26 protein-coding genes and 1 pseudogene are annotated in these 21,983 nt (G+C 40.2%); 8 read left to right on the forward strand and 19 right to left on the reverse strand.

The window, feature by feature from the left end; genetic code table 11:
- Positions 1–146 precede the first annotated feature (146 nt).
- Positions 147–1,097 (reverse strand): diguanylate cyclase, encoded by a 951-nt coding sequence (locus ACKI4H_RS02815; protein WP_407303758.1) that lies wholly within the window; start codon positions 1,095–1,097, stop codon positions 147–149.
- Between the two features lie 199 nt (positions 1,098–1,296).
- Positions 1,297–2,313, reverse strand: coding sequence for a tRNA (adenosine(37)-N6)-threonylcarbamoyltransferase complex transferase subunit TsaD (tsaD, locus tag ACKI4H_RS02820; protein WP_407303760.1), 1,017 nt, complete (start codon positions 2,311–2,313; stop codon positions 1,297–1,299).
- Between the two features lie 144 nt (positions 2,314–2,457).
- On the opposite strand from tsaD, the gene rpsU reads away from it, so the two are divergent.
- Complete coding sequence (gene rpsU, locus ACKI4H_RS02825) at positions 2,458–2,673, forward strand: 30S ribosomal protein S21 (RefSeq protein WP_001136722.1); 216 nt, start codon at positions 2,458–2,460, stop codon at positions 2,671–2,673.
- Between the two features lie 34 nt (positions 2,674–2,707).
- Positions 2,708–3,154, forward strand: a complete 447-nt coding sequence (locus tag ACKI4H_RS02830; protein WP_067864208.1) for a GatB/YqeY domain-containing protein — start codon at positions 2,708–2,710, stop codon at positions 3,152–3,154.
- A 73-nt stretch (positions 3,155–3,227) separates the two neighbouring features.
- Here the strand turns inward: ACKI4H_RS02830 and ACKI4H_RS02835 are convergent, their stop codons facing one another.
- The 14 genes from ACKI4H_RS02835 to ACKI4H_RS02900 form a co-directional block, all read right to left on the reverse strand.
- Positions 3,228–3,593 (reverse strand): hypothetical protein, encoded by a 366-nt coding sequence (locus ACKI4H_RS02835; protein WP_407303797.1) that lies wholly within the window; start codon positions 3,591–3,593, stop codon positions 3,228–3,230.
- An 81-nt stretch (positions 3,594–3,674) separates the two neighbouring features.
- Positions 3,675–4,043, reverse strand: a complete 369-nt coding sequence (locus ACKI4H_RS02840) for a GFA family protein (protein ID WP_407303762.1) — start codon at positions 4,041–4,043, stop codon at positions 3,675–3,677.
- A 46-nt stretch (positions 4,044–4,089) separates the two neighbouring features.
- Complete coding sequence (locus ACKI4H_RS02845; RefSeq protein ID WP_407303763.1) at positions 4,090–5,529, reverse strand: M48 family metalloprotease; 1,440 nt, start codon at positions 5,527–5,529, stop codon at positions 4,090–4,092.
- An 86-nt stretch (positions 5,530–5,615) separates the two neighbouring features.
- Positions 5,616–6,581: a 2-hydroxyacid dehydrogenase gene (locus tag ACKI4H_RS02850; RefSeq protein ID WP_407303764.1), complete on the reverse strand. Its 966-nt coding sequence runs from the start codon at positions 6,579–6,581 to the stop codon at positions 5,616–5,618.
- Positions 6,578–7,249 carry a hypothetical protein gene (locus ACKI4H_RS02855; RefSeq protein WP_407303765.1) on the reverse strand — a complete coding sequence of 224 codons (672 nt, stop codon included), beginning with the start codon at positions 7,247–7,249 and terminating at the stop codon, positions 6,578–6,580. Before ACKI4H_RS02855 ends, ACKI4H_RS02850 begins: the two co-directional genes overlap by 4 nt.
- 114 nt (positions 7,250–7,363) lie before the next feature.
- Positions 7,364–9,190, reverse strand: coding sequence for a M48 family metalloprotease (locus ACKI4H_RS02860; RefSeq protein WP_407303766.1), 1,827 nt, complete (start codon positions 9,188–9,190; stop codon positions 7,364–7,366).
- Between the two features lie 154 nt (positions 9,191–9,344).
- Entirely contained in the window at positions 9,345–10,883 is a 1,539-nt protein-coding gene (gene purF / locus ACKI4H_RS02865; RefSeq protein ID WP_407303768.1) for an amidophosphoribosyltransferase, read from the reverse strand.
- A gap of 24 nt (positions 10,884–10,907) precedes the next feature.
- Complete coding sequence (locus ACKI4H_RS02870) at positions 10,908–11,495, reverse strand: CvpA family protein (RefSeq protein ID WP_407303769.1); 588 nt, start codon at positions 11,493–11,495, stop codon at positions 10,908–10,910.
- Positions 11,492–12,502, reverse strand: a complete 1,011-nt coding sequence (locus tag ACKI4H_RS02875; protein ID WP_407303771.1) for a quinone-dependent dihydroorotate dehydrogenase — start codon at positions 12,500–12,502, stop codon at positions 11,492–11,494. The genes ACKI4H_RS02870 and ACKI4H_RS02875 overlap by 4 nt, the downstream gene beginning before the upstream one ends.
- Before the next feature lie 90 nt (positions 12,503–12,592).
- Positions 12,593–13,072: a type II secretion system protein GspM gene (gene gspM, locus ACKI4H_RS02880; protein ID WP_407303772.1), complete on the reverse strand. Its 480-nt coding sequence runs from the start codon at positions 13,070–13,072 to the stop codon at positions 12,593–12,595.
- Positions 13,072–14,211, reverse strand: a complete 1,140-nt coding sequence (gene gspL, locus ACKI4H_RS02885) for a type II secretion system protein GspL (protein WP_407303774.1) — start codon at positions 14,209–14,211, stop codon at positions 13,072–13,074. The genes gspM and gspL overlap by 1 nt, the downstream gene beginning before the upstream one ends.
- A gap of 30 nt (positions 14,212–14,241) precedes the next feature.
- The gene (locus tag ACKI4H_RS02890) at positions 14,242–14,697 is read right to left on the reverse strand and encodes a SixA phosphatase family protein (RefSeq protein ID WP_407303776.1); all 456 of its coding nucleotides are present in this window, start codon (positions 14,695–14,697) and stop codon (positions 14,242–14,244) included.
- Positions 14,698–14,775: 78 nt separating this feature from the next.
- The gene (locus tag ACKI4H_RS02895; RefSeq protein WP_407303779.1) at positions 14,776–15,849 is read right to left on the reverse strand and encodes an NAD(P)H-dependent glycerol-3-phosphate dehydrogenase; all 1,074 of its coding nucleotides are present in this window, start codon (positions 15,847–15,849) and stop codon (positions 14,776–14,778) included.
- Positions 15,850–15,897: 48 nt separating this feature from the next.
- Positions 15,898–16,473, reverse strand: coding sequence for a nitroreductase (locus ACKI4H_RS02900; protein ID WP_407303780.1), 576 nt, complete (start codon positions 16,471–16,473; stop codon positions 15,898–15,900).
- A 228-nt stretch (positions 16,474–16,701) separates the two neighbouring features.
- Here ACKI4H_RS02900 and ACKI4H_RS02905 point away from each other — a divergent pair, with 228 nt between their 5' ends.
- A complete protein-coding gene (locus ACKI4H_RS02905) occupies positions 16,702–17,082 on the forward strand; it encodes a hypothetical protein (RefSeq protein ID WP_407303782.1) in 381 nt (126 codons plus the stop codon).
- 113 nt (positions 17,083–17,195) lie between these two features.
- Here the strand turns inward: ACKI4H_RS02905 and rhlB are convergent, their stop codons facing one another.
- Both rhlB and ACKI4H_RS02915 read right to left on the reverse strand, forming a co-directional pair.
- Positions 17,196–18,347 carry an ATP-dependent RNA helicase RhlB gene (gene rhlB / locus ACKI4H_RS02910; protein ID WP_407303784.1) on the reverse strand — a complete coding sequence of 384 codons (1,152 nt, stop codon included), beginning with the start codon at positions 18,345–18,347 and terminating at the stop codon, positions 17,196–17,198.
- A gap of 98 nt (positions 18,348–18,445) precedes the next feature.
- Complete coding sequence (locus ACKI4H_RS02915; protein ID WP_004648643.1) at positions 18,446–18,658, reverse strand: cold-shock protein; 213 nt, start codon at positions 18,656–18,658, stop codon at positions 18,446–18,448.
- 380 nt (positions 18,659–19,038) lie between these two features.
- Here ACKI4H_RS02915 and ACKI4H_RS02920 point away from each other — a divergent pair, with 380 nt between their 5' ends.
- From ACKI4H_RS02920 to ACKI4H_RS02940, 5 genes are all read left to right on the forward strand, one after another.
- Entirely contained in the window at positions 19,039–19,272 is a 234-nt protein-coding gene (locus ACKI4H_RS02920) for a sulfurtransferase TusA family protein (RefSeq protein ID WP_407303788.1), read from the forward strand.
- 135 nt (positions 19,273–19,407) lie between these two features.
- A complete protein-coding gene (gene rpoH / locus ACKI4H_RS02925; protein WP_407303789.1) occupies positions 19,408–20,277 on the forward strand; it encodes an RNA polymerase sigma factor RpoH in 870 nt (289 codons plus the stop codon).
- 147 nt (positions 20,278–20,424) lie between these two features.
- Positions 20,425–20,790, forward strand: a complete 366-nt coding sequence (locus ACKI4H_RS02930) for a DUF423 domain-containing protein (protein ID WP_407303792.1) — start codon at positions 20,425–20,427, stop codon at positions 20,788–20,790.
- Between the two features lie 24 nt (positions 20,791–20,814).
- Entirely contained in the window at positions 20,815–21,012 is a 198-nt protein-coding gene (gene thiS, locus ACKI4H_RS02935) for a sulfur carrier protein ThiS (RefSeq protein ID WP_407303799.1), read from the forward strand.
- A gap of 12 nt (positions 21,013–21,024) precedes the next feature.
- The gene (locus ACKI4H_RS02940) at positions 21,025–21,810 is read left to right on the forward strand and encodes a thiazole synthase (RefSeq protein ID WP_407303795.1); all 786 of its coding nucleotides are present in this window, start codon (positions 21,025–21,027) and stop codon (positions 21,808–21,810) included.
- Positions 21,811–21,861: 51 nt separating this feature from the next.
- Here ACKI4H_RS02940 and ACKI4H_RS02945 read toward each other — a convergent pair.
- Positions 21,862–21,983: pseudogene (locus ACKI4H_RS02945) on the reverse strand (IS4 family transposase); the annotation flags it as partial.

Consider the following 21,983-nt stretch of genomic DNA (forward strand, 5'->3'; position numbering starts at 1 on the left):
TTTCGGAAAATAGAAAGTAACTTAGACCAGTGTTGATTATTCAGCATTGTACGAGGCATAGCGAGAGTAAAATTGGGTTTGGCGATTTAATTTTACTACCTCGCTATTTTTTTAAGCAACAAATGTCAACAGACCCTAATATTTCTCTAGATTTTAGGATATTCAGTCTTTATTTGACATTTATGTTCAAACATCTTTTTATCAGCATCTATAACCGCTTTAAATAACCCATGTGTAGGATGTCGCATAGCAACTCCTATCGCTGCGCATATTTTCGCTTGTGCCAAAGCTTCCCTAATCCGATTTAAAAGTTGGTTTGCGCCCATCTCATCATTTTCTATACTTAGAATTACAAACTCATCACCACCGAAACGCGCCACAATATCGTTGCTGCGTGCAATGTCACGCAATACATGAGCAGCCTGCTGAATCAAGTCATCCCCTTTATCATGTCCCAAGTTATCGTTCACTTTTTTTAAATCATTCAAGTCGAGAAAAAAAACTGCAGCGGGATGGCCGTAACGCTTACAACGTTCTTCTTCTCTACTTATCAATCGCTCCCAAGCTCGACGGTTGTAGAGTCCGGTTAATCCATCTCTTAAAGCTTCCGCTTCTAAGCGCTCACGCTGACGAATCTGTTCATTTTGACGTAGTTCAGCTTGCAGAATATTACTTAATAAGTTACCGAATAATTCAATTAATTCGACCTCCTGAATAATGGCTTCTGATTTTGTTTGCGGATCAATGGCACAAAGGGTACCAAACAGGCTGCCATCTTCATTAAACAGAGGCTGACCAATATAGGACTTGATACTAACTTGTTGATTGATGGGTGCAGTTGCATATAAAGGAATATCTTCTGAACGAGGCGCAATTTTAGGTGCTTTGCCGGCAACCATATGAGAGCAAAAAGAATCTGCCCACTGAAATACCTGTCCAGGCTTAACATCATAGCCATGATCCTCACTCTGAAGCACAATCCAGTCTTTAGCTTCTACTCGGGTAATCATCCATAAATTGAATCCGAAGCGTTGGTATAGATACTGCAACACAGCTTGTCCAGCTTCTTTAAAACTTCCGAGATTTTTATGATTCATCCAAGTAGGTCTATATTTATGATCACGAAATAATGACTTTTCATGATCTAATTTAAAAGATCTTTCCAGTATTTAGTAAAACTAATCCTAAATATAATATTTAATGCTGTAAGTATGGAGATAGCTAATTATTTTTGAAAAATTCGCCCTCATTAAAATAAAAAAAGAGGCATTCCGCCCCTTTTAAAATAATTAAAACTTATGCTTCTGTAGGATTGCTTAATTCTGTCATCGGCCAACGTGGAGTTGTTGTCACTGATAAACCATCACACTGTCCTGCTTTTAAACGTTGATAACCTGCAAAGGCAATCATTGCACCATTATCGGTACATAAAGCAGGTTCGGCATAATACACTTGCGCTTGAATTTTTGCTAAATCTGCTTCCAAGCGTTCGCGTAAACGTTTGTTAGCACTGACACCGCCTGCAATCACCAAACGTTTTAAACCTGTTTGTTTAAGCGCTTTAACCGATTTTTTCACTAAGGTATCAACCAATGCTTCTTGGAAGGATGCAGCAATATCAGCTTCACGGTTTTGACCTTCAACTTTTTTTAATTGAATAGAAACTGCTGTTTTTAAGCCGCTAAAAGAAAAGTCCAGACCTTGATGCAACATCGGACGTGGAAAATCAAAGGCTGTTACACTCCCTTGCTGCGCTAATTTTGAAATATTGGGTCCACCCGGATAGGCTAGACCCATCATTTTAGCCACTTTATCAAAAGCCTCACCCGCTGCATCATCAATTGATTCACCCAGCAATTCATACTGACCAATCCCATGCGCTGCCATGAGCTGAGTATGGCCACCAGAGACCAATAAAGCGACAAACGGAAACTCAGGTGGTGTCGCCGATAATAAAGGTGCAAGCATATGGCCTTCCATATGATGTACACCAATTGCCGGTTTATTTAAGGCAAATGCCAGGGTACGACCGAATAATGCACCCGTCATCAATGCACCCATCAGACCGGGACCACGGGTATATGCAATCGCATCAATTTGAGATTTTTTGATACAACTTTGTTCAAGCAACTGATTAATTAAAGGAATTAATTTTCTAACATGATCACGTGAAGCCAGTTCCGGAACAACACCACCATATTCTGCATGCAGTTTAATCTGACTATATAACACCTGTCCTATCAAGCCGACTTCACTGTCATAGAGTGCTAACCCAGTTTCATCACAAGAAGTTTCTAAGCCAAGAACGATCATTAAACTGCCTTTTACCCGTATCTAAATATTGCTAAAGCTATTATAGACTTGTGATATGAGATGTAAATGAGTAAAATACTGTCCTTCACTTGTGATCTCAGGCAATCGTGCCTAGATCTTATCCATAACTTATGAGGATTCTTCATGCCACAAGTTAAATTGAAAGAAGGCGAACCAGTAGACGTAGCTATCCGTCGTTTCAAACGTTCATGCGAAAAAGCTGGTGTTTTAGCAGACGTTCGTAAACGCGAATTCTACGAAAAACCAACTCAAGAACGTAAACGTAAAAAAGCTGCTGCAGTTAAACGCTACCAAAAGAAATTGGCGCGTGAATCTGTACGTACTACTCGCCTTTACTAAGATTAATTTGTGATTGACTGCCTGGACAAGATAAATGACTACTTTAAAAAACCAAATAACCGACGTTTTGAAAGCAACTATGCGTGCCAAAGAAATGTCGAAGTTAACGGTAATACGTGGTCTTCAGGCAGCAATTAAGCAAATCGAAATCGATGAGCGCAAAGAGCTTGACGATGTTCAAGTTCTTGCGGTCATTGAAAAGCAAATCAAACAACGTAAAGATTCGATTAAAGCCTTTGAAGGCGCTAATCGACAAGACTTAGCTAGTAAAGAACAAGCCGAACTTGAGATTTTGTCTCAATTTCTACCAGCAGCTATGACTGAGGAAGAGCTTGATTCTATCATTGCGCAGACTATTTCTGCTCAGGAAGCTACTAGCATGAAAGATATGGGTAAGGTGATGAATTCTCTGCGTCCGCTCATAGCCGGGCGCGCCGATCCTGCACAAGTGTCAGCTAAAATTAAAGCCAAACTTGCATAATCCCATTTCTATATAATTCTTGATTTAACGTTGAACTGCCTTTATTTAAAGACAGTTCAGGCGTATTCCCTTCTTATTTCAGATCACACTGAATATTATATTTTTTCAATATCAGCATTTCTTTTGATGCCATCACTTGATGAATTACGTCTTGCTTGGTCATCTGTCTAAATTGACGAGCTAAAGAATCCCGGTTTCGATCTGCTGCTTGATACAACTGTTCCACGTAATTAGCCACGATTCCACAGAATTGAACATGCTGTTGCGGTGTAAAACTGGTTTGCTGCGCATCTAGGCTACTAAAAAAATTTCTGGTGTCCTGCCTATACTTTTCAGAAATTTTTTCCACAGATAATACGTATTGCTCAATACTTGCCAGAGCAACATTTGATATCGTCCCACACCCCATTAAAAGACACGACAATAATATTTTTTTCATCATTCAAATCAATACTGTTAATTGTTAGAAATACAGATACACCCAAGAGTATCATATACATAAATTTTCTAGATGCAGATTTTATTCATCAATATGCAAAAAACAAGGTTTATATTGAATATAAGCTTGCTCTGTAGGGGGTGGTAATTTACTTGAAGTGACCGTTCCCAAGCGCAACCGAATAATTTCAGGCAAATCTACCCGATAAGAATAAATTGGACTACCGCACTCTTGGCAAAATACACGTGCCTTATCTGGAGTATGAAAATATTCTTTTAGAAATTTAATCCCACTCGTAATTTCAAATTTTGATTTCTGCAAAGGACTGTTCCAGCCAAAGATCGAACCTTGAGCCATTTGACAGTCTTTGCAGTAACATATAATAGTTTTTCCAATTTCTCCATGGTAACGGTAAGTTACCGCGCTACACAAGCATTGTCCTTTTAACATAATTAACTCCTTATTTTTATTATCCTTACTAAATAACAAGATTGAATTAAATTCTGAGCTGTCGTTCTTTTTGCATTTCATTAATTCGCATCTTTAATTTTGCAGATAATGTTTCATTATTTTTAACCAAGCGCTGCGCATGCAATAGCGACTTGATTGCATTTTCTTCCAAGCCCGACCAATATTCTACTTCTGCACGATAACGCAGTACATTGACAGTTCTAAAAGATGACTGCTGATCAATATTCTCTGCTTGTTGCATCAAGCGCCAAGCCTGGATATCACGAGGATTTTTATTGATGAAACGCTGAATCAAGTTTTGTGCTTGAGCGGCCTGTTTTTGACGAATCAGCACCTCAGCCAGTTTAAAGGCCAAAGCCCGGTTTTCAGGCATAATTCGTGCAGCAGACTGAATCGCTTTATACGCTTCATCGGTTTTGTTTTGCCCCAGATAAATGTCAGTTTGAATAAGCACCATCAAATTATTTAAGCGCTGCTGTGCCTTTGCCTGATCTAAAACTTGCTGGGCTAAAACATAGTCGCCTTGTTTGAGATAAAAAGTGGATAAAGCCAACTGCCCTGCAAAATTATTACGATTGGCCAAAATCTGTAACTGTTGTTCGGTAGTCTGATTTGAAATTACCCTGCTGTACCATTTCAGTATTTCAAAATCTTCATCATGTAAACTTGATTTCACTCTCGGAAACTGGTTGGCGCGTAAACGTGCTTCACTCATCCGCTCCGTACTCAGTGGATGGGTTAACCAAAAGTCAGGCAAAAAACTGACTTTACTCATCGCCCGGTCCATTACTTCAAAAAAGTCAGCCATACTTTGCGGGCTATAACCGGCAGTATACATATATTGCATACCAATCCGATCAGCTTCACGTTCCTGGTTACGGCTGTAATTCAACTGCTTATCCATTAATGCAGCTTGTGAACCCAACATCACGGCTGTACCTACATCACCATCTGCTTGCGAAGCAATCAAAGCACCCACCAAAATCCCTGCCAAAGTCAGCAAGCCCTGCCCCTTAAAAGCTTCTTGTGAGCGGCTGTAATGACGTTGCGATACATGTGCAACTTCATGCGCCATAACGCCCGCCACTTCATCCATATTTCGAGCAGAAATCACCATTCCAGTGTTAATGGCAAACAGCCCGCCAGGCACAGCAAAAGCATTGATTTGAGGGTCATTGATAATAACCAGGCCTATAGGCTGCCCAAGCTGGGTTTGACTTAAAATATTAGAAAATACACTGCCCAATTGATCTTCCAACCATGGATTTTGCAGCACAGGCATTTTCTTTTGAACTTCACGAAATACTTTTTCGCCAATCATTTTTTCTTTTTGTTGGTCAATTAAACCGATACCACTGCCGATTTCAGGAACATTAAACTGGGGTATAGAATTCACATTAGCACTGTGTGTCGGCCCCATAATTGAGACCAAACCAATACTGCAAGCTAATAGAAACCGTTTCAATGTTATATTCTCAAACTGCTTTTTTTCAATTTATCCAACTATAACATTGAAAATTTGAGGAATTTGCAATGAAGTGTTATCAAATTTTAAGAAAATGAAGCATTCACCACATAAGGTGGTGTTCGCCCTTCCAGTGCATCGACCAAATTACGATACGCCAGTTCAACCATTTTTTTACGTGTTTCTGCAGTCGCAGAACCCACATGTGGCAAAGTTACAACATTCTCTAAATTAAAAAGCTCTGATTCCTGTAAAGGCTCTTTTGCATAGACATCCAACCCGGCAGCAAAAATCTTGCCTGCTTTTAAGGTTTCAATTAAGGCCTGTTCATCTATCACAGAACCACGGGCAATATTCACAAACACCGCATGCGGCTGCATTTGATCAAACTCATGCTGACCGATCAAGGCTTTAGATTCGGGATTTAAATCAACAGCGACCACGACAAAATCTGACTGTCGTAATAATTCATCCAGACCGCAATATCGTGCATTTAAAGGCTGTGCCAATTCCAGTTTTTCACGGCGATTATGATAAAGAATGTTCATATTAAAGCCATAAAAGCCACGACGCGCGATAGCAGCACCAATATTACCTAAACCAACAATCCCCAAGGTTTTACCAAAAATATCGCGTCCAAATTGTGCTTCAGCTACGGTATGTTTCCATTGACCTCGCTTGGTCCATTGATTCAGAGAGGGAACTTTACGTGCAGCACTCATCAATAGCGTAAAAGCCAAATCGGCTGTGGTTTCTGTGAGCACATGAGGGGTATTGGATAACCAGATTTTTTTCTGATTTAAATAAGCCAGATCGTAATTGTCATATCCAACGCTGACACTGGAAATAATTTTAAGTTGTTGTGCTGTGAACAAATTATTTTTATTCAGTAGGCGCCCAGCACCAATCATTCCATCTGCATCTTTGACCTGTTCACGGATCTGCTCATTAATATCACCCAATTTTGGATTAATGACTTCAACCTGATATTGAGCTTGTAAACGTTGCAATACATCTGAATCTAACTGACTAAAAACCACCACTTTCTTCATGTAACATCCATATTCTGATTGGTTTTTTGCATAAATTGCCATAATCGTTTTTTTAATAAGGGCTGATCCAGCATCTCTTGCAAGCTTGCTAAATGCATACTTTTTGAATGATTAAAATAAGTGAATTGCCCTAAAAAAATAATATTTTTATCCGCACTAATGGCATCTACAAAACCTTGCACATAACTTTCTGCGCCGCGTCCATCCTGGAAATTTATTAAAGGAAATGGCCACTGCAATTCATAATATTCCGCTTGAAGGGCTTGCTGAATATTATTCCACAATTGTTGTTGCGCAGCGCTCAGTTCAGTTGCATCAGTCACAATGACGCAATGTGGCAAACCAAAAGCCTGCAATTGGAAAGTTGCAATGTGTAGTGCAGGCCGCTCTTCAATCACTTGAGGCACAACTTCAGCTTGAACTTCTTTTACCGTTATTACAGGTGTTGCTAACTGTTCTGGCCGATCAAGCGCTTTAAGCTGCTCAACTTTTACTCCTGGCACTTTGGGTGACTGAGCTTTCGCCACTACTATTTCAGTCTGATATTCGGGGGCAGCTTCTTGATCTCGCCAAATGGATGAGGACCGCATATTTTGACATGCAGCACCCTTAGGAACCCAGATATCAATTCCTAATGTTGCCAGTATGTCGCGCTGATGCCCTATCATCTTTTTTCATCACCCATTGAATGTTGAGTATTCTAACGAGATTAGTTGCCTTTTGCTGATCTTTTATTAAAGATTAGTTTAATCATTACTCATCTATAATTCTATCGCAGCTTTTTATACAATCATCAAACTGTTTTTTTTCTGCATTTCTTCAATAATTTCATTCGTTTCAAAACCAAAACGCCAATAAAGTAATTGCAAAACATCCAGTTCATCTTGGGTAATAATACGATCATTCCACAAGCACAGTTCAGCAATACCCAAGATACTTAAACGATCACGCAGAAGCAAACCTGCAATATCATTCAGGATTTCCGCCAAATCGATTGGCTCATCCGAGATTTCCCTATACATCTCTAATTCTTTGGCTGTTAATACACGCTTGAGAATTTTTTCACGCACATCCAGCTGATTCAGACTGTTAATTTGCTGTACGTGCAATAAAGCATCAATCAAACGTACGATATTCGGTTTAATTTCTTCCAGGGAAGTCGGTGTATGTAATGGAAGAAGATTCAATTCAAATTTCACATATTCAAGCAGCAAGGCATCCAGCAGACCGATTTCACCATCTTCTTGAATAATGCGCGCCAATTTCATTAAAAACTGCCGCGCAATCGTGGCAGGCATTGCGCCAATATTTTTACACGCATCATAAAAAATAGAGATATGGACCCGACCGTCTAAATTGAGTAATGAATCGACAATTGCCCGACTGATTTCCGCATCTGCAGGAATAAATTCACGATACTGTCGAATCATTAAAATCGACACCATCACTTCCCGTGAACCTGTGGCGGTCTGCAATGCCCGCTGGATCAGCTCAGGGCGCCGTATATTATTGCGAATTTCTGGATTTAAAGGTTTAATCGCATCATTAATGGCAAAACTAATCGGTGATAACCGCAGTAATGGTAATGGTTGTGGTGAACTCCACGGTGAATATATTTCACTATTCACTTCATCCAGTGACCGGAACAAACTAAAGAGCGGCTGATTACGTATTTTTTTTAAATTTTCAAGCTGTAAATCCTGCACCAAACCTGGATTGAGCTCATAAATACGTTGCTCAATACTCGGATGGATATTCATCCAGTTTTGCGGACTTAGAGAATTTGCAAAACACATATGAGCAATTGATTCGGCATATTCACTGTGAATTTGTGAGCCGGAATGATGCACATAAATTCTCAATAAAGTTTGCACATTGGCATCGTTTTGAATCAATCGCCTGGTTTTTTGATCATTTTTAAATGCCCGTCCACCCAATGAAATATATTTAATAAATCGGGTAATCAAAATACCCAAACTTCCAATCAGCCAAATCACTCCACCTATCGCAACAAAAAAAGTCGCAAATTTATGTGTACGGGATTGACCATGCTTGGTAAACCCCAGTTTGGCAATTTTACTGCCCCATTGGCTAAATGTGGTCAGGCTACTGTAAAGGATTTTTAGACGGGTATTTTCTGCCGTTTCACCCGATAAAATCTTATTAAACTCGTGACTTAACAAACCATAGAGCTCTAATTCATCTAGATTCTGCAATGCACCCCAAGTCAAAATAATGACAATATCACGCGGATAAAAACCTGCGGTCATTGCATTTACGCCTACTTCACCGGGAAGCACATATACGGTTGGAGTTTCAATTAAAAAGCCATCTGCTAATTGTTCAGTGATTTTAAGAGCAACGCTTTCTTCAGGAATACTTTCGATTAAGCTTAAGCGACGCGCACCCAACTGTTGTGCCAACGAATGCCCACCTGCCCGAAATACATAAAACTCGTACAGAACTGAAATCGCCATCACGCTCAGCAGCAGCAGAATAAGATAAGGGCTTAAAGTATGCCAAAAAATAGACTGGGTAGGATTAAGGTAAAACACGAGCAAACCGGTGATGGTATTTAAACTAAACAACGTAAGTACGACTGCAAGCATGCAAACACTGGCAGACCAAACTATATTTTTGTTTTGTATAAAAGAATAACCCGCACTCTTCAATGTGAAGATCCTTTATTACATTGTATTTTGTTTAAACATCATAAATTAAAAAAGCGGGAAATTCCCGCTTTTCATAGAATTAAGAAGAATTTTATTCTTCTTTCACCCCTGTAAGATCCACCGAGGCAGCATCAATATTGACATCAATATAACCACCAACGGCTTTTTTAGCAGAATCATTGCGTTTACGCTCAAGCTCATCTAAATAAGCTGCATCAATTCCGCCTGCTACATATACACCATCAAAAACTGAACAATCAAATTCTTGTAATGTAGGCACTTTACTTGTACGCACAGCTCCTTTTAAATCTTCCAGATCTTGGAAAATCAAACGGTCAGCACCAATAATTTCACGAATTTCTTCAACACTACGACCTGATGCAATCAGTTCATCTTTCGCAGGCATATCAATCCCGTACACGTTTGGATATTTCACCATCGGTGCAGCTGAAGCAAAGAATACTTTCTTTGCTCCGGCATCACGTGCCATCTGAATAATCTCATTACAGGTCGTACCACGGACAATCGAGTCATCCACCAGTAAAACATTTTTGCCTTTAAACTCCAGTTCAACTGGGTTCAATTTTTGGCGAACTGATTTTTCACGCTGTTGCTGACCCGGCATAATGAAGGTACGTCCGATATAACGGTTCTTCATAAAACCTTCACGGAATTTAACACCCAGAATATTGGCAAGCTCTAAAGCTGAAGTACGCGACGTATCTGGAATTGGAATTACCACATCAATATCGTGTTCTTCTCCCCATTCACGCGAAATCTTATATGCGAGCTTTTCACCCATCTTCAAACGTGCTTTATAGACTGAAATACCATCTATGATTGCGTCTGGACGCGCAAAATACACATATTCAAAGATACAAGGACGATATTCAGGATTTTCCGCACATTGCTTGGTAAACATTTCGCCTTCTGAAGTAATGAAGATGGCTTCACCCGGTTCAATATCACGCTCAACTTTAAAGCCTAAAGCAGTAATTGCCACCGATTCAGAAGCAATAATATATTCCATGCCTTTTTCAGTTTCACGCGAACCGTAAATCAGTGGACGAATACCGTTTGGATCACGAAAGCCCACCAGACCATGTCCGGTGATCATTGCCACAACACCATAAGCACCCTTACAGCGATCATGTACACGTGAAACCACCTGGAAAACATCTTCTGCAGTAGGATTCAACTTGCCACTTTTTTGCATTTCATGTGCAAAAACATTTAAAAGCACTTCAGAATCTGAATCAGTATTCATATGACGAAGATCTGTTTTAAACAAATCATCGTGAATTTCTTCAGCGTTAGTCAAGTTACCATTATGCGCCAAGGTAATCCCATAAGGCGAGTTCACATAAAATGGCTGTGCTTCTGCACTGCTTGAAGAACCTGCCGTTGGATAACGCACATGACCAATACCGTAATTACCTAGCAGTGCACGCATGTGACGCGTATGAAAGACGTCTCGCACCATGCCGTTGTCTTTACGCAGGAACAAACGCCCTTCATGACAAGTTACTATTCCGGCTGCATCCTGACCACGATGCTGTAACATCGTTAATGCATCAAACAACATTTGGTTAACAGGTGATTTACCAGCTATACCAACTACTCCACACATAGCAACCTCGCAAACAAGCTAGGATTAATAAAAAGGATTATTTGTTGATTCATCTGTACGCGCTGCATGCTTTGGCGTTTTATCAGACGATGAGTCGGAAGATGTCGGAGCACCTTCATCGGACTTGATATGATTGAGTGCTCCATGCGCGGCTTCTTTGGAAAGCGCAGCTGCCCATGGCGCATAAGGGATCAGAAGCTGTACGAATTTAGACTGTTTCCAGTGCGGAGAACTTTCCACCCAAGGACCAATGCCCTGCATGGTAATAAGTACAATCATTAAGCCCTTTAAAGAGCCAAAAGCACCGCCTGCCAATCTGTTGAGAGGGCCAAGTTTTAGACTCTTTAAGATCTTGTTGAGTAATGCGGTAACCATCCAGGTTAAAACCACCATGACCAATACAATAAATGCAAAAGCTGCAATTTTTTGTACTACCGGATCTGCACTGAGTGAGACCATCGAAGGTGCCAGAATGGTTGCATATTTTGCACCGATGATCAGTGCAAAAATCCATCCTACCAAGTTCGCAAAGGCTGAAACCAATCCTTGTCGCAAACCGTTTAGCCCTCCAATGAGCAAAATAATCAGTATGAAGATATCCAGTGTATTCATGGTCTATTTAGCGCATCAACACAATCTTTAACCAGTGTTGGGCCCGTATATATGAGACCGCTATAAATTTGTACCAGGCTTGCACCAGCAGCCTGTTTTGCAACTGCCTGCTCACCTGACAAAATACCGCCGACACCAATCAGGGAAATCTTTCCTTTCAATGCTTTTGAAAATGCTGCAAGACAAGCGGTACTTTTTTCAAAGACTGGCGCACCAGACAGGCCACCCGCTTCATTACCATGCTTGAGATTTTCCACGCCTTCACGTGACAAAGTAGTATTCGTTACAATCAAACCATCAATTTTAAACTGGATCAATTGCTTTGCAATAAATTTGATATCTTCAGCCGTTAAATCTGGGGCAACTTTCAGCACTAAAGGTACATAATGCTGATGTTCTTCAGCCAGTTCAAGTTGACGCTTTCTTAACGTTCCTAACAATTCAGTCAACGCATCACCGCTTTGCAGGCTACGCAAGTTTTTGGTATTCGGTGATGAAATATTAACAGTGATATAAGAGGCGTAGTTATAAACTTTTTCCAGACAGATCAGATAATCATCCACTGCATTTTCAACGGGAGTATCGGCATTTTTACCAATATTAATACCCAAGATGCCCTTGAATTTTGCAGCTTTAACATTTTCAATGAGTTTGTCTACCCCGTCATTATTAAAACCCATACGGTTAATAATAGCTTTGGCTTCAGGTAAACGGAATAAACGGGGGTGCGGATTACCCGCTTGTGGACGCGGGGTAATGGTTCCAATTTCAATAAAACCAAACCCCAGTCCAGCCAGGGCATCAATATAAGCGCCATTTTTGTCTAGGCCGGCTGCTAAACCTACTGGATTAGGAAATTGAATCCCCATACAAGTGACTGGTTTAGAGACAAGGCTTTGACGCATCATGCCCACGCGATGAGCTGATTTCAATAACGATAGTGTCAGCTCATGTGCACGCTCTGGTGCTAAAGAAAACAACAAAGGGCGGGCAAGAGAATACAACATATCTGTAAAAGTCTACTGCTTTTTAAGTCGCCATATTATAGGCATAGCCCATAGAAAACACCATGCTTAGCAGGTCTTTATTTTTACCCATTATTGCACTGTCGCTGTTAATTTAATCTGGCCCGCCTCAGAAATTAATTCTATTTTTTCAAGACTTAGTCCCATTTGGGCGAGTTGGGTTAAAAAATTTGCCAAAATGGCGTAATTTTCATGCGATGCCACAATTTGAATTTGCTCACCTGCCTGTTGTGATGCAACCGACAACCCTTGCTGCTGGGCAACACGTTGTACCTTATCTGCCGTACTTAACTGCAAATCATCAGCCGCTTTCATGATCACTGCATTACTTTGCATCCAGACCATCATGTCTTTTAAATCATTGACCCGGTTTTGCTGTTTGTTCGCTGCTGCATGCATAAACCAAAGTGCCGATCCAACGGCTGCCACCAGAACAAAAATGGTGGTAAAAATAACCATATAGCGTTCACGTACAGACAGCCGATCTAAATAATCGGTCATCCTTTCTATAAATTGATCAACCGAGCTTTGCAGTTTTTCTGATGTGTTCATTATTGTATTTTCACCAATCCAATTGCACCCGTGCCATTCGGCTGAATATTACCTAATTCAACTTTAAAACCTTGCTGATTCAGTTGTTGTGTTAAAGCTTGTAATGCAGTCGCAGAATTGGCTTTAAGTTCCATATTTAAAACGGAAGTTTCGTAGTTGAGACGGTTGGCCACAATTTGATTTTGCATTAAAATTGGCCCCACCCGACTAAGTAACTGCAAGGCTTGAGTATTGGCACTTTTATTCAAACGTACATGACTTTCAAACTGACTTTTTAAATTCTGTTCAGTGACACGGCTACTCTGCCCAAACCAGTATTTATACTGATCAATCGCTTGTACTGCAGTCTGATCTGCTACTTTTTTATATTTGTACCAGCGTGTTGCATCATAAATAAACTGCACCATTAACGCAGCGAGCAACATAGCTGCACATGCTTTCCAATACCCGGCTACACCGGTACTGTTTTTCGCCTTGGGCAGGATATTAAAAGGATGAGCTTTGGCTTTTTTAAAGACAGGTAATGCATAATGAAAAGATTCAATCTGCTCATGCGTGACCATCGCTTCAAGGCTTTGCATTTGTTCAGCAGTAAAATTGCTAATTTTATAACGCCGCCCTTGCGGCTGATAATCCAGAAACAAGGCTAAATCATCAACCGAATTTCCCAAGAATTCATTTTCACGTGCCAATAAACGCCCGGATACATTGGCAATGACGGTTTGACCTGCTTCAGGAATAGGTAAAATCAGAAAATCTGGCAACAATGAAATGACTTTGACTGGAATCAAGCTCAAGGCATTTTGCAGCATTTCCACAGTGCTATTTGCGACCCCCAAAATGAACAACTGATCTGGGTTTTGAAAGTGATGTAACACTTTCATTGAATCAATGGGCAAAACCACAAATTCTTCTAATAGATACTTAATTCCGTCCACACCCAATTTTTTATATTGTGATTTGACTAAAGTCAGTTGCAGCATTTGTGCATCCCGACTTGGAAAAAACACGACGGCTTCTTCCCCATGATAGGCTTGCGTCTCTTGAATCAAATGCTCAAGACTAGAAGCTGGATACCAGCCCTCTCCAGTCGACCATTGCCAAACCCCATTGGCTTCAGGCATCCATAAATACAACATTAATGTTTTTCTGCCATTTTAATTAATATTTTATAGGTTAGGAATAAAACTTTTTAACTGTGTTGATAAGCCCGCTGCAATCACTGCTTGCTCGTAAATACGTGCTTCAGCCAGAGCATAAGGATTGAACAACTCGGATGTCAATAATGATGAAATGTGCGCCACTACATTCATATGGCACACCACTACAATTGACTCATAAGGCAACTGCGACAGCCACTCAACTGCAGATTTCGCGTCATCTTCAGGTTTAATCTTATTACACACCAGCACAGGCACATCACTAAAATAATGCTGCAGATGCGCCAAGGTTTCTTGAGCACGCAACAAAGGACTCACCACAAATACATCCGGCTTGATCATGCCCTTTAAATATTCTGCAGTTTGTTGTGCCTGCTTATGTCCTCGCCTGGTTAATGGGCGTTTGTCATCATTTCCATTGACCGCAGGAGAAGCTTCACCATGACGGACTAAAGTGAGTAGCATAAAATTTCCTTATTCTTAATATGCAGTAATTATAACCCAGCTTTATGACAGCGCTTATCTATTCAAATATTTTAATAATTATACTTCATGGTGTGGTAAAACGAATTCAACATCACTGCGATGACCATTTTTCATTAATGATAATGCAATAGTCAGTGGCGGTGCAGCCTCAAAAATCACCTCGTACAAAGCTTTGGTAATCGGCATATACACCCCCAGTTCCTCAGAACGCGCCTTGACCTGTACAATGGTATTGATTCCTTCTGCCGTTTGCCCCAGCTCAGTGGTCGCCTGCTCTAACGTCTTGCCTTTACCGAGTGCATAACCCACCTGATAGTTGCGGCTGAGTGGACTATTACAGGTTGCAAATAAATCACCGACTCCAGAAAGCCCCAGGAAAGTTAATGGATTAGCGCCCAGCGTTACAGCAAACCGGCTCATCTCTGCCAGTGCACGGGTCAAAATCATACTTTTGGTATTTTCGCCAACGTTGTATGCTGCGGCCATGCCCATCGCCACGGCATAGATATTTTTTAATGCACCACCCAGCTCTACGCCATTTACATCATCACTAGCAAAAACACGGAACAAGGCACTGTGTAAAGCTTGTTGTACTGCATAACGCACCAATTCAGAATGACTAGCAATCACTGTTCCTGCGGGCTGACCCGCCATAATTTCCTTGGCCAGGTTCGGTCCAGAAAGTACACCATAAGGCACTTCTGGCAATTCTTCACGAATAATATCGCTCATAAAACTAAAGGTCAGTGCTTCTATTCCTTTGGTCAGTGAGATGACCGCCTGCGACGTGATAAAAGGTTTAATTTGCTGCAGCACTTCACGAAAGGAATGACTCGGAATCGCCACTAAAATAATATCGCGATTGCGTACCGCTTGTTTCAGGTCTGATACAGCCAGCAGATTGGGTTCTAGCGGAAAATCTGGCAGATAGCGTTTATTGATATGTGTAGCATTCATATCAGCGGCAGCGGCGGCATCACGAATCCAGATCATGGTATCGCACCCATTACGCACTGCCGTATTGGCCATTGCAGTGCCAAAACTACCACCACCTAAAACCGTTATTCTTAAAGCTGTCTTATGGTTAACCACAACAGGTTCAACAAGATCTGAAAATTTCAACTCTGACATTCTTTTTATATCTCGACTCAATATTTAATGACTCAATATTTCATAAAGTTATTTATTCCAATAACTCACATAATTTTGTATATTTATTTCTGTACGTGCTGGAATTGCTTTTGCTGCAGTTCCAATATAAATAATTCCAGAAATTAAATCATCTTCTGCAAGACCTAAAGCCTGTTTGAATAAATTTGACTCAATTACCGCACCGCTGCGCCATATGCTTGAAAAACCCTGAATTTGTAATGACAACAAAAAATTTTGTATTGCCGCACCGGTACTTAAGGTTTGTTCAAAATTGGGAACTTTTGGATGTGACTGAAATTTTGTTAAGGCAAGAACCAAAAGTGGCGCACGAAATGGATGGTTTTTGACACGATCCAACTGCACCGGATCAGTTTCGCCCAAATCCGCCAGAGCTTTAGACAGCAATTCACCAAAAGCTTCACGCTGGTCACTAGGAATAACCACAAAATGGGTTGGCTTTAAACGGTGATGATCCGGTGCAGTCAGTGCGGCTTGAAAAGCTTTTTCCAACTGCGCTGCATTTGGTGCAGGCTCGACTAAATGGCCAATCGACTGACGTTGATGAATATTTAAATGAACCATATCTACCGCTGAATCAGTCATTAACTTCTATATCTGTGTACTAAAATATTTTATCAAGATTAGCATATTCTTATTCAGATACTCTAGATTAATTAAACAATACCCTTCACTCACTTCTATCTTTGCCTATTCAGCAGTCACAGAGAACCCCTATAAAACTGCATATTTCATACAAGCCTTTCAAAATGCATCTAAAAAGTTATGTTCAAATACTTTTATTCTTTTTTAAAACGAATCAAGGGGAAAAAGATGAATAAAATTTTTGCACTCTCTTCTACAGTAGCAGTTGCTCTTGTCTTAACTGCATGTGCCTCCAATCCCACCACTTCATTAGCCATTCAAAAACAAAATAACCAGTATGAAGTGACCGGTGTAGGTAAAAGTAATCTCATTTCTAAAAACAATGCCATTACTGCTGCCAACAATGCTTGCGGTAAAAAAGCCACCCCTGTTGTGATTGATGAAAAAACTGAATACAACGGTGCTTTAAAAGGCGTTGTTGATGAGGAAACTGGACAATTGATTCAAGCTGCAACTAGTGTTCTGGGCACTTTGACAGGGAATCGTGGCAGTTTAGCTCGTGATGACGACTACCAAACAGTTTTAACCTTTACTTGCCGAGCAAATTAAAATATCTGAATGGTAAGTTTATGTTATTACATCAATAAGACATGAGATTCTAAGCATAAAAGAAAAGCCGCTTTTGAAAGCGGTTTTTCTTTTACATCTGATTTAATCTCAAATTAACAATAACCTTCCATACGGGTTAAAGGTAATTTTTGACCAATGGCTTTTTCAATTTCTGGAAGATAGAACGCATCATCTTCCGACAAGAAACTAATACTTACACCTTGCGCACCCGCGCGACCAGTACGGCCAATACGGTGTACATAATCATCTGATTGTTCAGGTAAAGTAAAGTTTATAACATGTGAAACGCCATCTACATGAATACCACGACCAGCGACATCGGTTGCAATCATAATATTATGTTGACCATTTTTAAATTGATCGAGCATTTTGGTACGCTTATCTTGTGCAATCTCACCCGACAACATCACCACTTTATAACCATCTCTTTTTAAATGGTCATAAAGTTTACGCACCTGGTCACGACGATTGGCAAAAATCATGACTTTTTCAATCGGCTCATCGCGTAAAATTTCTTGCAACAATTTATATTTATCTGTTTTTGCAACCATGTAAACGCGTTGCTCAACATCTGCATTGGTTTTCTTTTCTGGCTCAATTTCAACAGTAATGGGTTCAAACAACCACTGCTGTGCCAAGTTTAAAACATCATAACTAAAGGTTGCAGAGAACATAAGGGTTTGACGCTGTTCTTTACGCGGTGAATAACGCACAATTCGTTTTACCGATGGAATGAAGCCCATATCAAGTAAACGGTCTGCTTCATCAATCACTAAAAATTCAATTTGATCCAGCCAAACTTCTTTTTGTTCAACAAAGTCAATTAAACGACCCGGTGTTGCTACGATAATATCGACAAATTGTTTATCCAGTTGGGCTTTTTGCTTATCAAAATCAACACCACCCAACAAAGTAACCACATGCAAATCGGTAAACTTGGTTAAATCTTTAGCATCACTTTCAATTTGTAACGCTAATTCTCTTGTTGGAGCAAGAATTAAGGCGCGTGCCTCACCACGAAAGCGTTGCTCTTTGATCGGATTATTCAGCAGGTCATTAATCACACTAACAAGGAAAGCGGCTGTTTTCCCGGTACCCGTCTGCGCACGACCAATGGCGTCATGCCCAGCCAAAGTAAATTTTAAAACCTTTTCCTGAATCGGCGTCATTTCTTTAAAACCTAAAGCATCAATCGCTTGTTTCAGTTTCGGATGTAAATTTAAGGTTTCAAAACCAGATGACATATAAATGTGCTCTAACTTAATAATCAGGAAAATTGTAGCCTATTATAAACAAAAACGCCCCAAATTACATTGGGGCGTTCTCATGAATAATCAGGCGATTAGTCTAAAGGTTGCACTTCTTCAGCTTGGAAGCCTTTTTGACCTTTAACTACGCTGAATTCAACACGTTGGCCATCACGAAGTGAACGGTGACCGTCACCTTGGATAGCGCGAAAATGAACAAATACATCATCGCCGCCGTTACGTTGAATAAAGCCGAAGCCTTTAGTGTCGTTGAACCATTTAACTACGCCTTGTTCACGAGCTGTCATAAGTTAATCCTCATTGTATTTAATAGAAGGACCACCCGGTGTTGCAAACAGCAGAGTAAACAAGGTTTAAAAATATTTATTATTTCTAAGCTTGTAATCATTCTGTATTACTATTAACAAAATCCCGGTTACATCCATTACTGTATTCAACTTTAAGACAAAATTAAGTGTGTCATTAATCTGAATACGCGACGAGCTTACCATGGGTTTATAACAATTCATACTGTTTTTTTTGAATAATTTTCCTTTTGATCGACTTTTATTTTACTAATTATTTCCCTATTTATATAGGTACTTTTTCTGTTGAAATTATATAATTTCGTTTAGCTTTGGCACCAAATTTGCTAACATTTAGAAAATTTTGTCAGAAATTTAATGAGATGAATGATCTAGCCAATCCAGCGATTATCATAGATGCGATGGGTAAGCCCTGCCCCATGCCATTATTAATGCTTAAGCGAGCGATCAAGAATAAATTAGGCCATCTTTTTTTATTGAAATCTTCGGATCCACATAGTCAGCAAGATGTAACGCGTTATTGCCACATGCATCAATTAAAATGCAGGACGACCAAAATATCTGATACTGAATATCATTACTTAATTGAATCTTAATTATTTTCAATTAAACTAGAGCTTTTCAAATTTGCATAAAAAATTACATTTCGCTACCCAATATTCCTTAATTCAGAAAAATATTGGATTAAGATAAATTTAAGTGGTTATGTCATCCATTCTGAAGGAGAACACATGAGTGACAGCAGCAATCAATTGATGCCCCTGTCATTATCGGCACCAGGGGTAAATCTCGGTGCTTATATCAGTACTGTCAATCAGATTCCTATTTTAACGGCTGAACAAGAAAAAGAGTTAGCCGAACGCTATTATTACGACCAAGATTTAGACGCTGCAAAAATGCTGGTTATGTCGCATTTGCGTTTTGTCGTTCATATTGCACGTAGTTATGCCGGCTATGGTTTGCCACAGGGTGATCTAATTCAAGAAGGCAACTTGGGTCTAATGAAAGCAGTTAAACGTTTTGACCCCAATATGGGTGTGCGTTTGGTTTCTTTTGCCGTGCATTGGATTAAAGCTGAAATCCATGAATATGTAATTCGTAACTGGCGTATTGTTAAAATTGCGACCACCAAAGCACAACGTAAGCTGTTCTTTAATTTGCGTAGCCTGAAGAAATCATCGAAAAAATTGACGCTCGCGGAAGCTCAGTCCATTGCCAATGACTTAAATGTGACACCAGAGCAAGTCTTGGAAATGGAGGGGCGTTTAACCGCTTATGATGCAGCATTTGAAGCTCAGGGTGATGATGATGATGAAGGCTCGACGCATGTCGCACCGGCTTTATATTTAGAAGATAATCGTTACGATCCAGCACGTTTAGCTGAAGAAGAAGACTACGAGCAACAAAGTACGTCTGCCCTGCATAGTGCAATGGATCAGCTTGATGACCGTTCACGCAACATTTTGCAGCGTCGTTGGCTAGATGATGAAAAATCAACGTTGCATGAATTGGCGGCTGAATATAATGTGTCTGCGGAACGTATTCGTCAGTTAGAAAAAAATGCAATGGAAAAAATCAAGGTTGCAATGTCTTCTAACTAAGCTATTGGACTTATTTTATTCATTTTTAAAGAAAGGGCTGCGTGCTCTTTTTTTATATTCAGACATTTGTATTATTGCTTTTTGCCTTTCGTATAAACCTTAATATATGCTAAGTTAAGCGCAAATTTACTCAGGTGATCATTGCTTATGTGGATTGCAATTTCAGCCCTTAACTTGGTACTTGCGGTCATGCTGGGTGCATTTGGCGCGCACGGCTTAAAAGCACATGCAAGCGAAGCTCAATTGGCTTGGTGGCATATAGCAACTGATTATTTTTTCTATCATGCCCTTGGCCTTTTGGCACTCGCCATTCTCAGCAAAGTTATTCCCCAACTGCCTATTAAAGCCAGTTTTACTCTGATTCAACTCGGTATTTTATTTTTCTGCGGCTCACTTTATATAATGGCCTTAGGTTTACCGCATGTATTAGGTGTAATCACACCCATTGGTGGTGCTTTAATGATTGCAGGTTGGCTGATACTGGTGTGGAATGCATTAAAATACGCAAGATAGAGTAAGGAACAGGGAGAGATGACCATGCATATTTATCTAAATGGTGAAACAAAAAATACCTCATGTACTAATTTATTAGAATTGATTCAAGAATTGGCCTTGGAAGGCAAACGCTTTGCTGTAGAACAGAATGAAATGATCATTTCCAAAAGTAAATTGGCACATACCCCGATTTGCGCTGACGATCATATCGAAATTATTCATGCCGTCGGTGGCGGCTAATTCGGAGCTCCCATGGAAGATACCCCGCTTATAATTGGTTCTCGTACCTTTAATTCACGCTTATTGGTCGGTACAGGTAAATATAAAGATTTAACTGAAACTGATTTAGCCATCCAAGCCAGTGGTGCAGAGATTGTCACGGTCGCAATTCGCCGTGTAAATATTGGTCAGCATCCTGATCAGCCGAATTTACTTTCTGTGGTACCACCAGAAAAATATACCATCTTACCCAACACTGCCGGCTGTTTTGATGCCAACAGTGCGATCCGTACCTGTATGCTGGCCCGTGAATTACTGGATGGTCACAATCTGGTTAAACTAGAAGTATTGGGTGATGAAAAAACGCTGTATCCGAACATTACCGAAACTTTAAAAGCTGCCCGTATCTTAGTTGACGATGGCTTTGAAATTATGGTCTACACCTCGGATGATCCGATTGTGGCGCAAGAGTTAGAGAGTATGGGCTGTGTTGCAATTATGCCTTTAGGCAGCCTGATTGGCTCAGGTTTAGGCATCTTGAATCCACATACTATTTCTATCATTAAGGAAAATGCCAAAGTTCCTGTATTGGTCGATGCCGGTGTAGGTACAGCAAGTGATGCTGCTATTGCCATGGAACTCGGCTGTGACGGCGTACTCATGAATACCGCGATTGCGGCTGCACGAAACCCGATTTTAATGGCATCTGCAATGAAAAAAGCAGTCGAAGCCGGTCGTGAAGCCTTTTTAGCGGGTCGTATGCCACTTAAACGCATGGCAAATGCAAGCTCGCCTGAAACAGGTTATTTCTTTAAATAAAGTCATAAGCAGTAAAAAAGGACTCTTTCGAGCACTACTGTCCCATAATTTTCATAAAGGGAAGCTCATTTGAGCTTCCCTTTGTTTTATGGGTATTTTATCTGGCATGAATAAAGCTTTTAAGGTTTTTCTCTCAAACAGGTTTACTTGGATCATTCTCAGTAACCGTTGAA

This window comes from Acinetobacter sp. (assembly GCF_045628685.1).
Taxonomy (GTDB): domain Bacteria; phylum Pseudomonadota; class Gammaproteobacteria; order Pseudomonadales; family Moraxellaceae; genus Acinetobacter.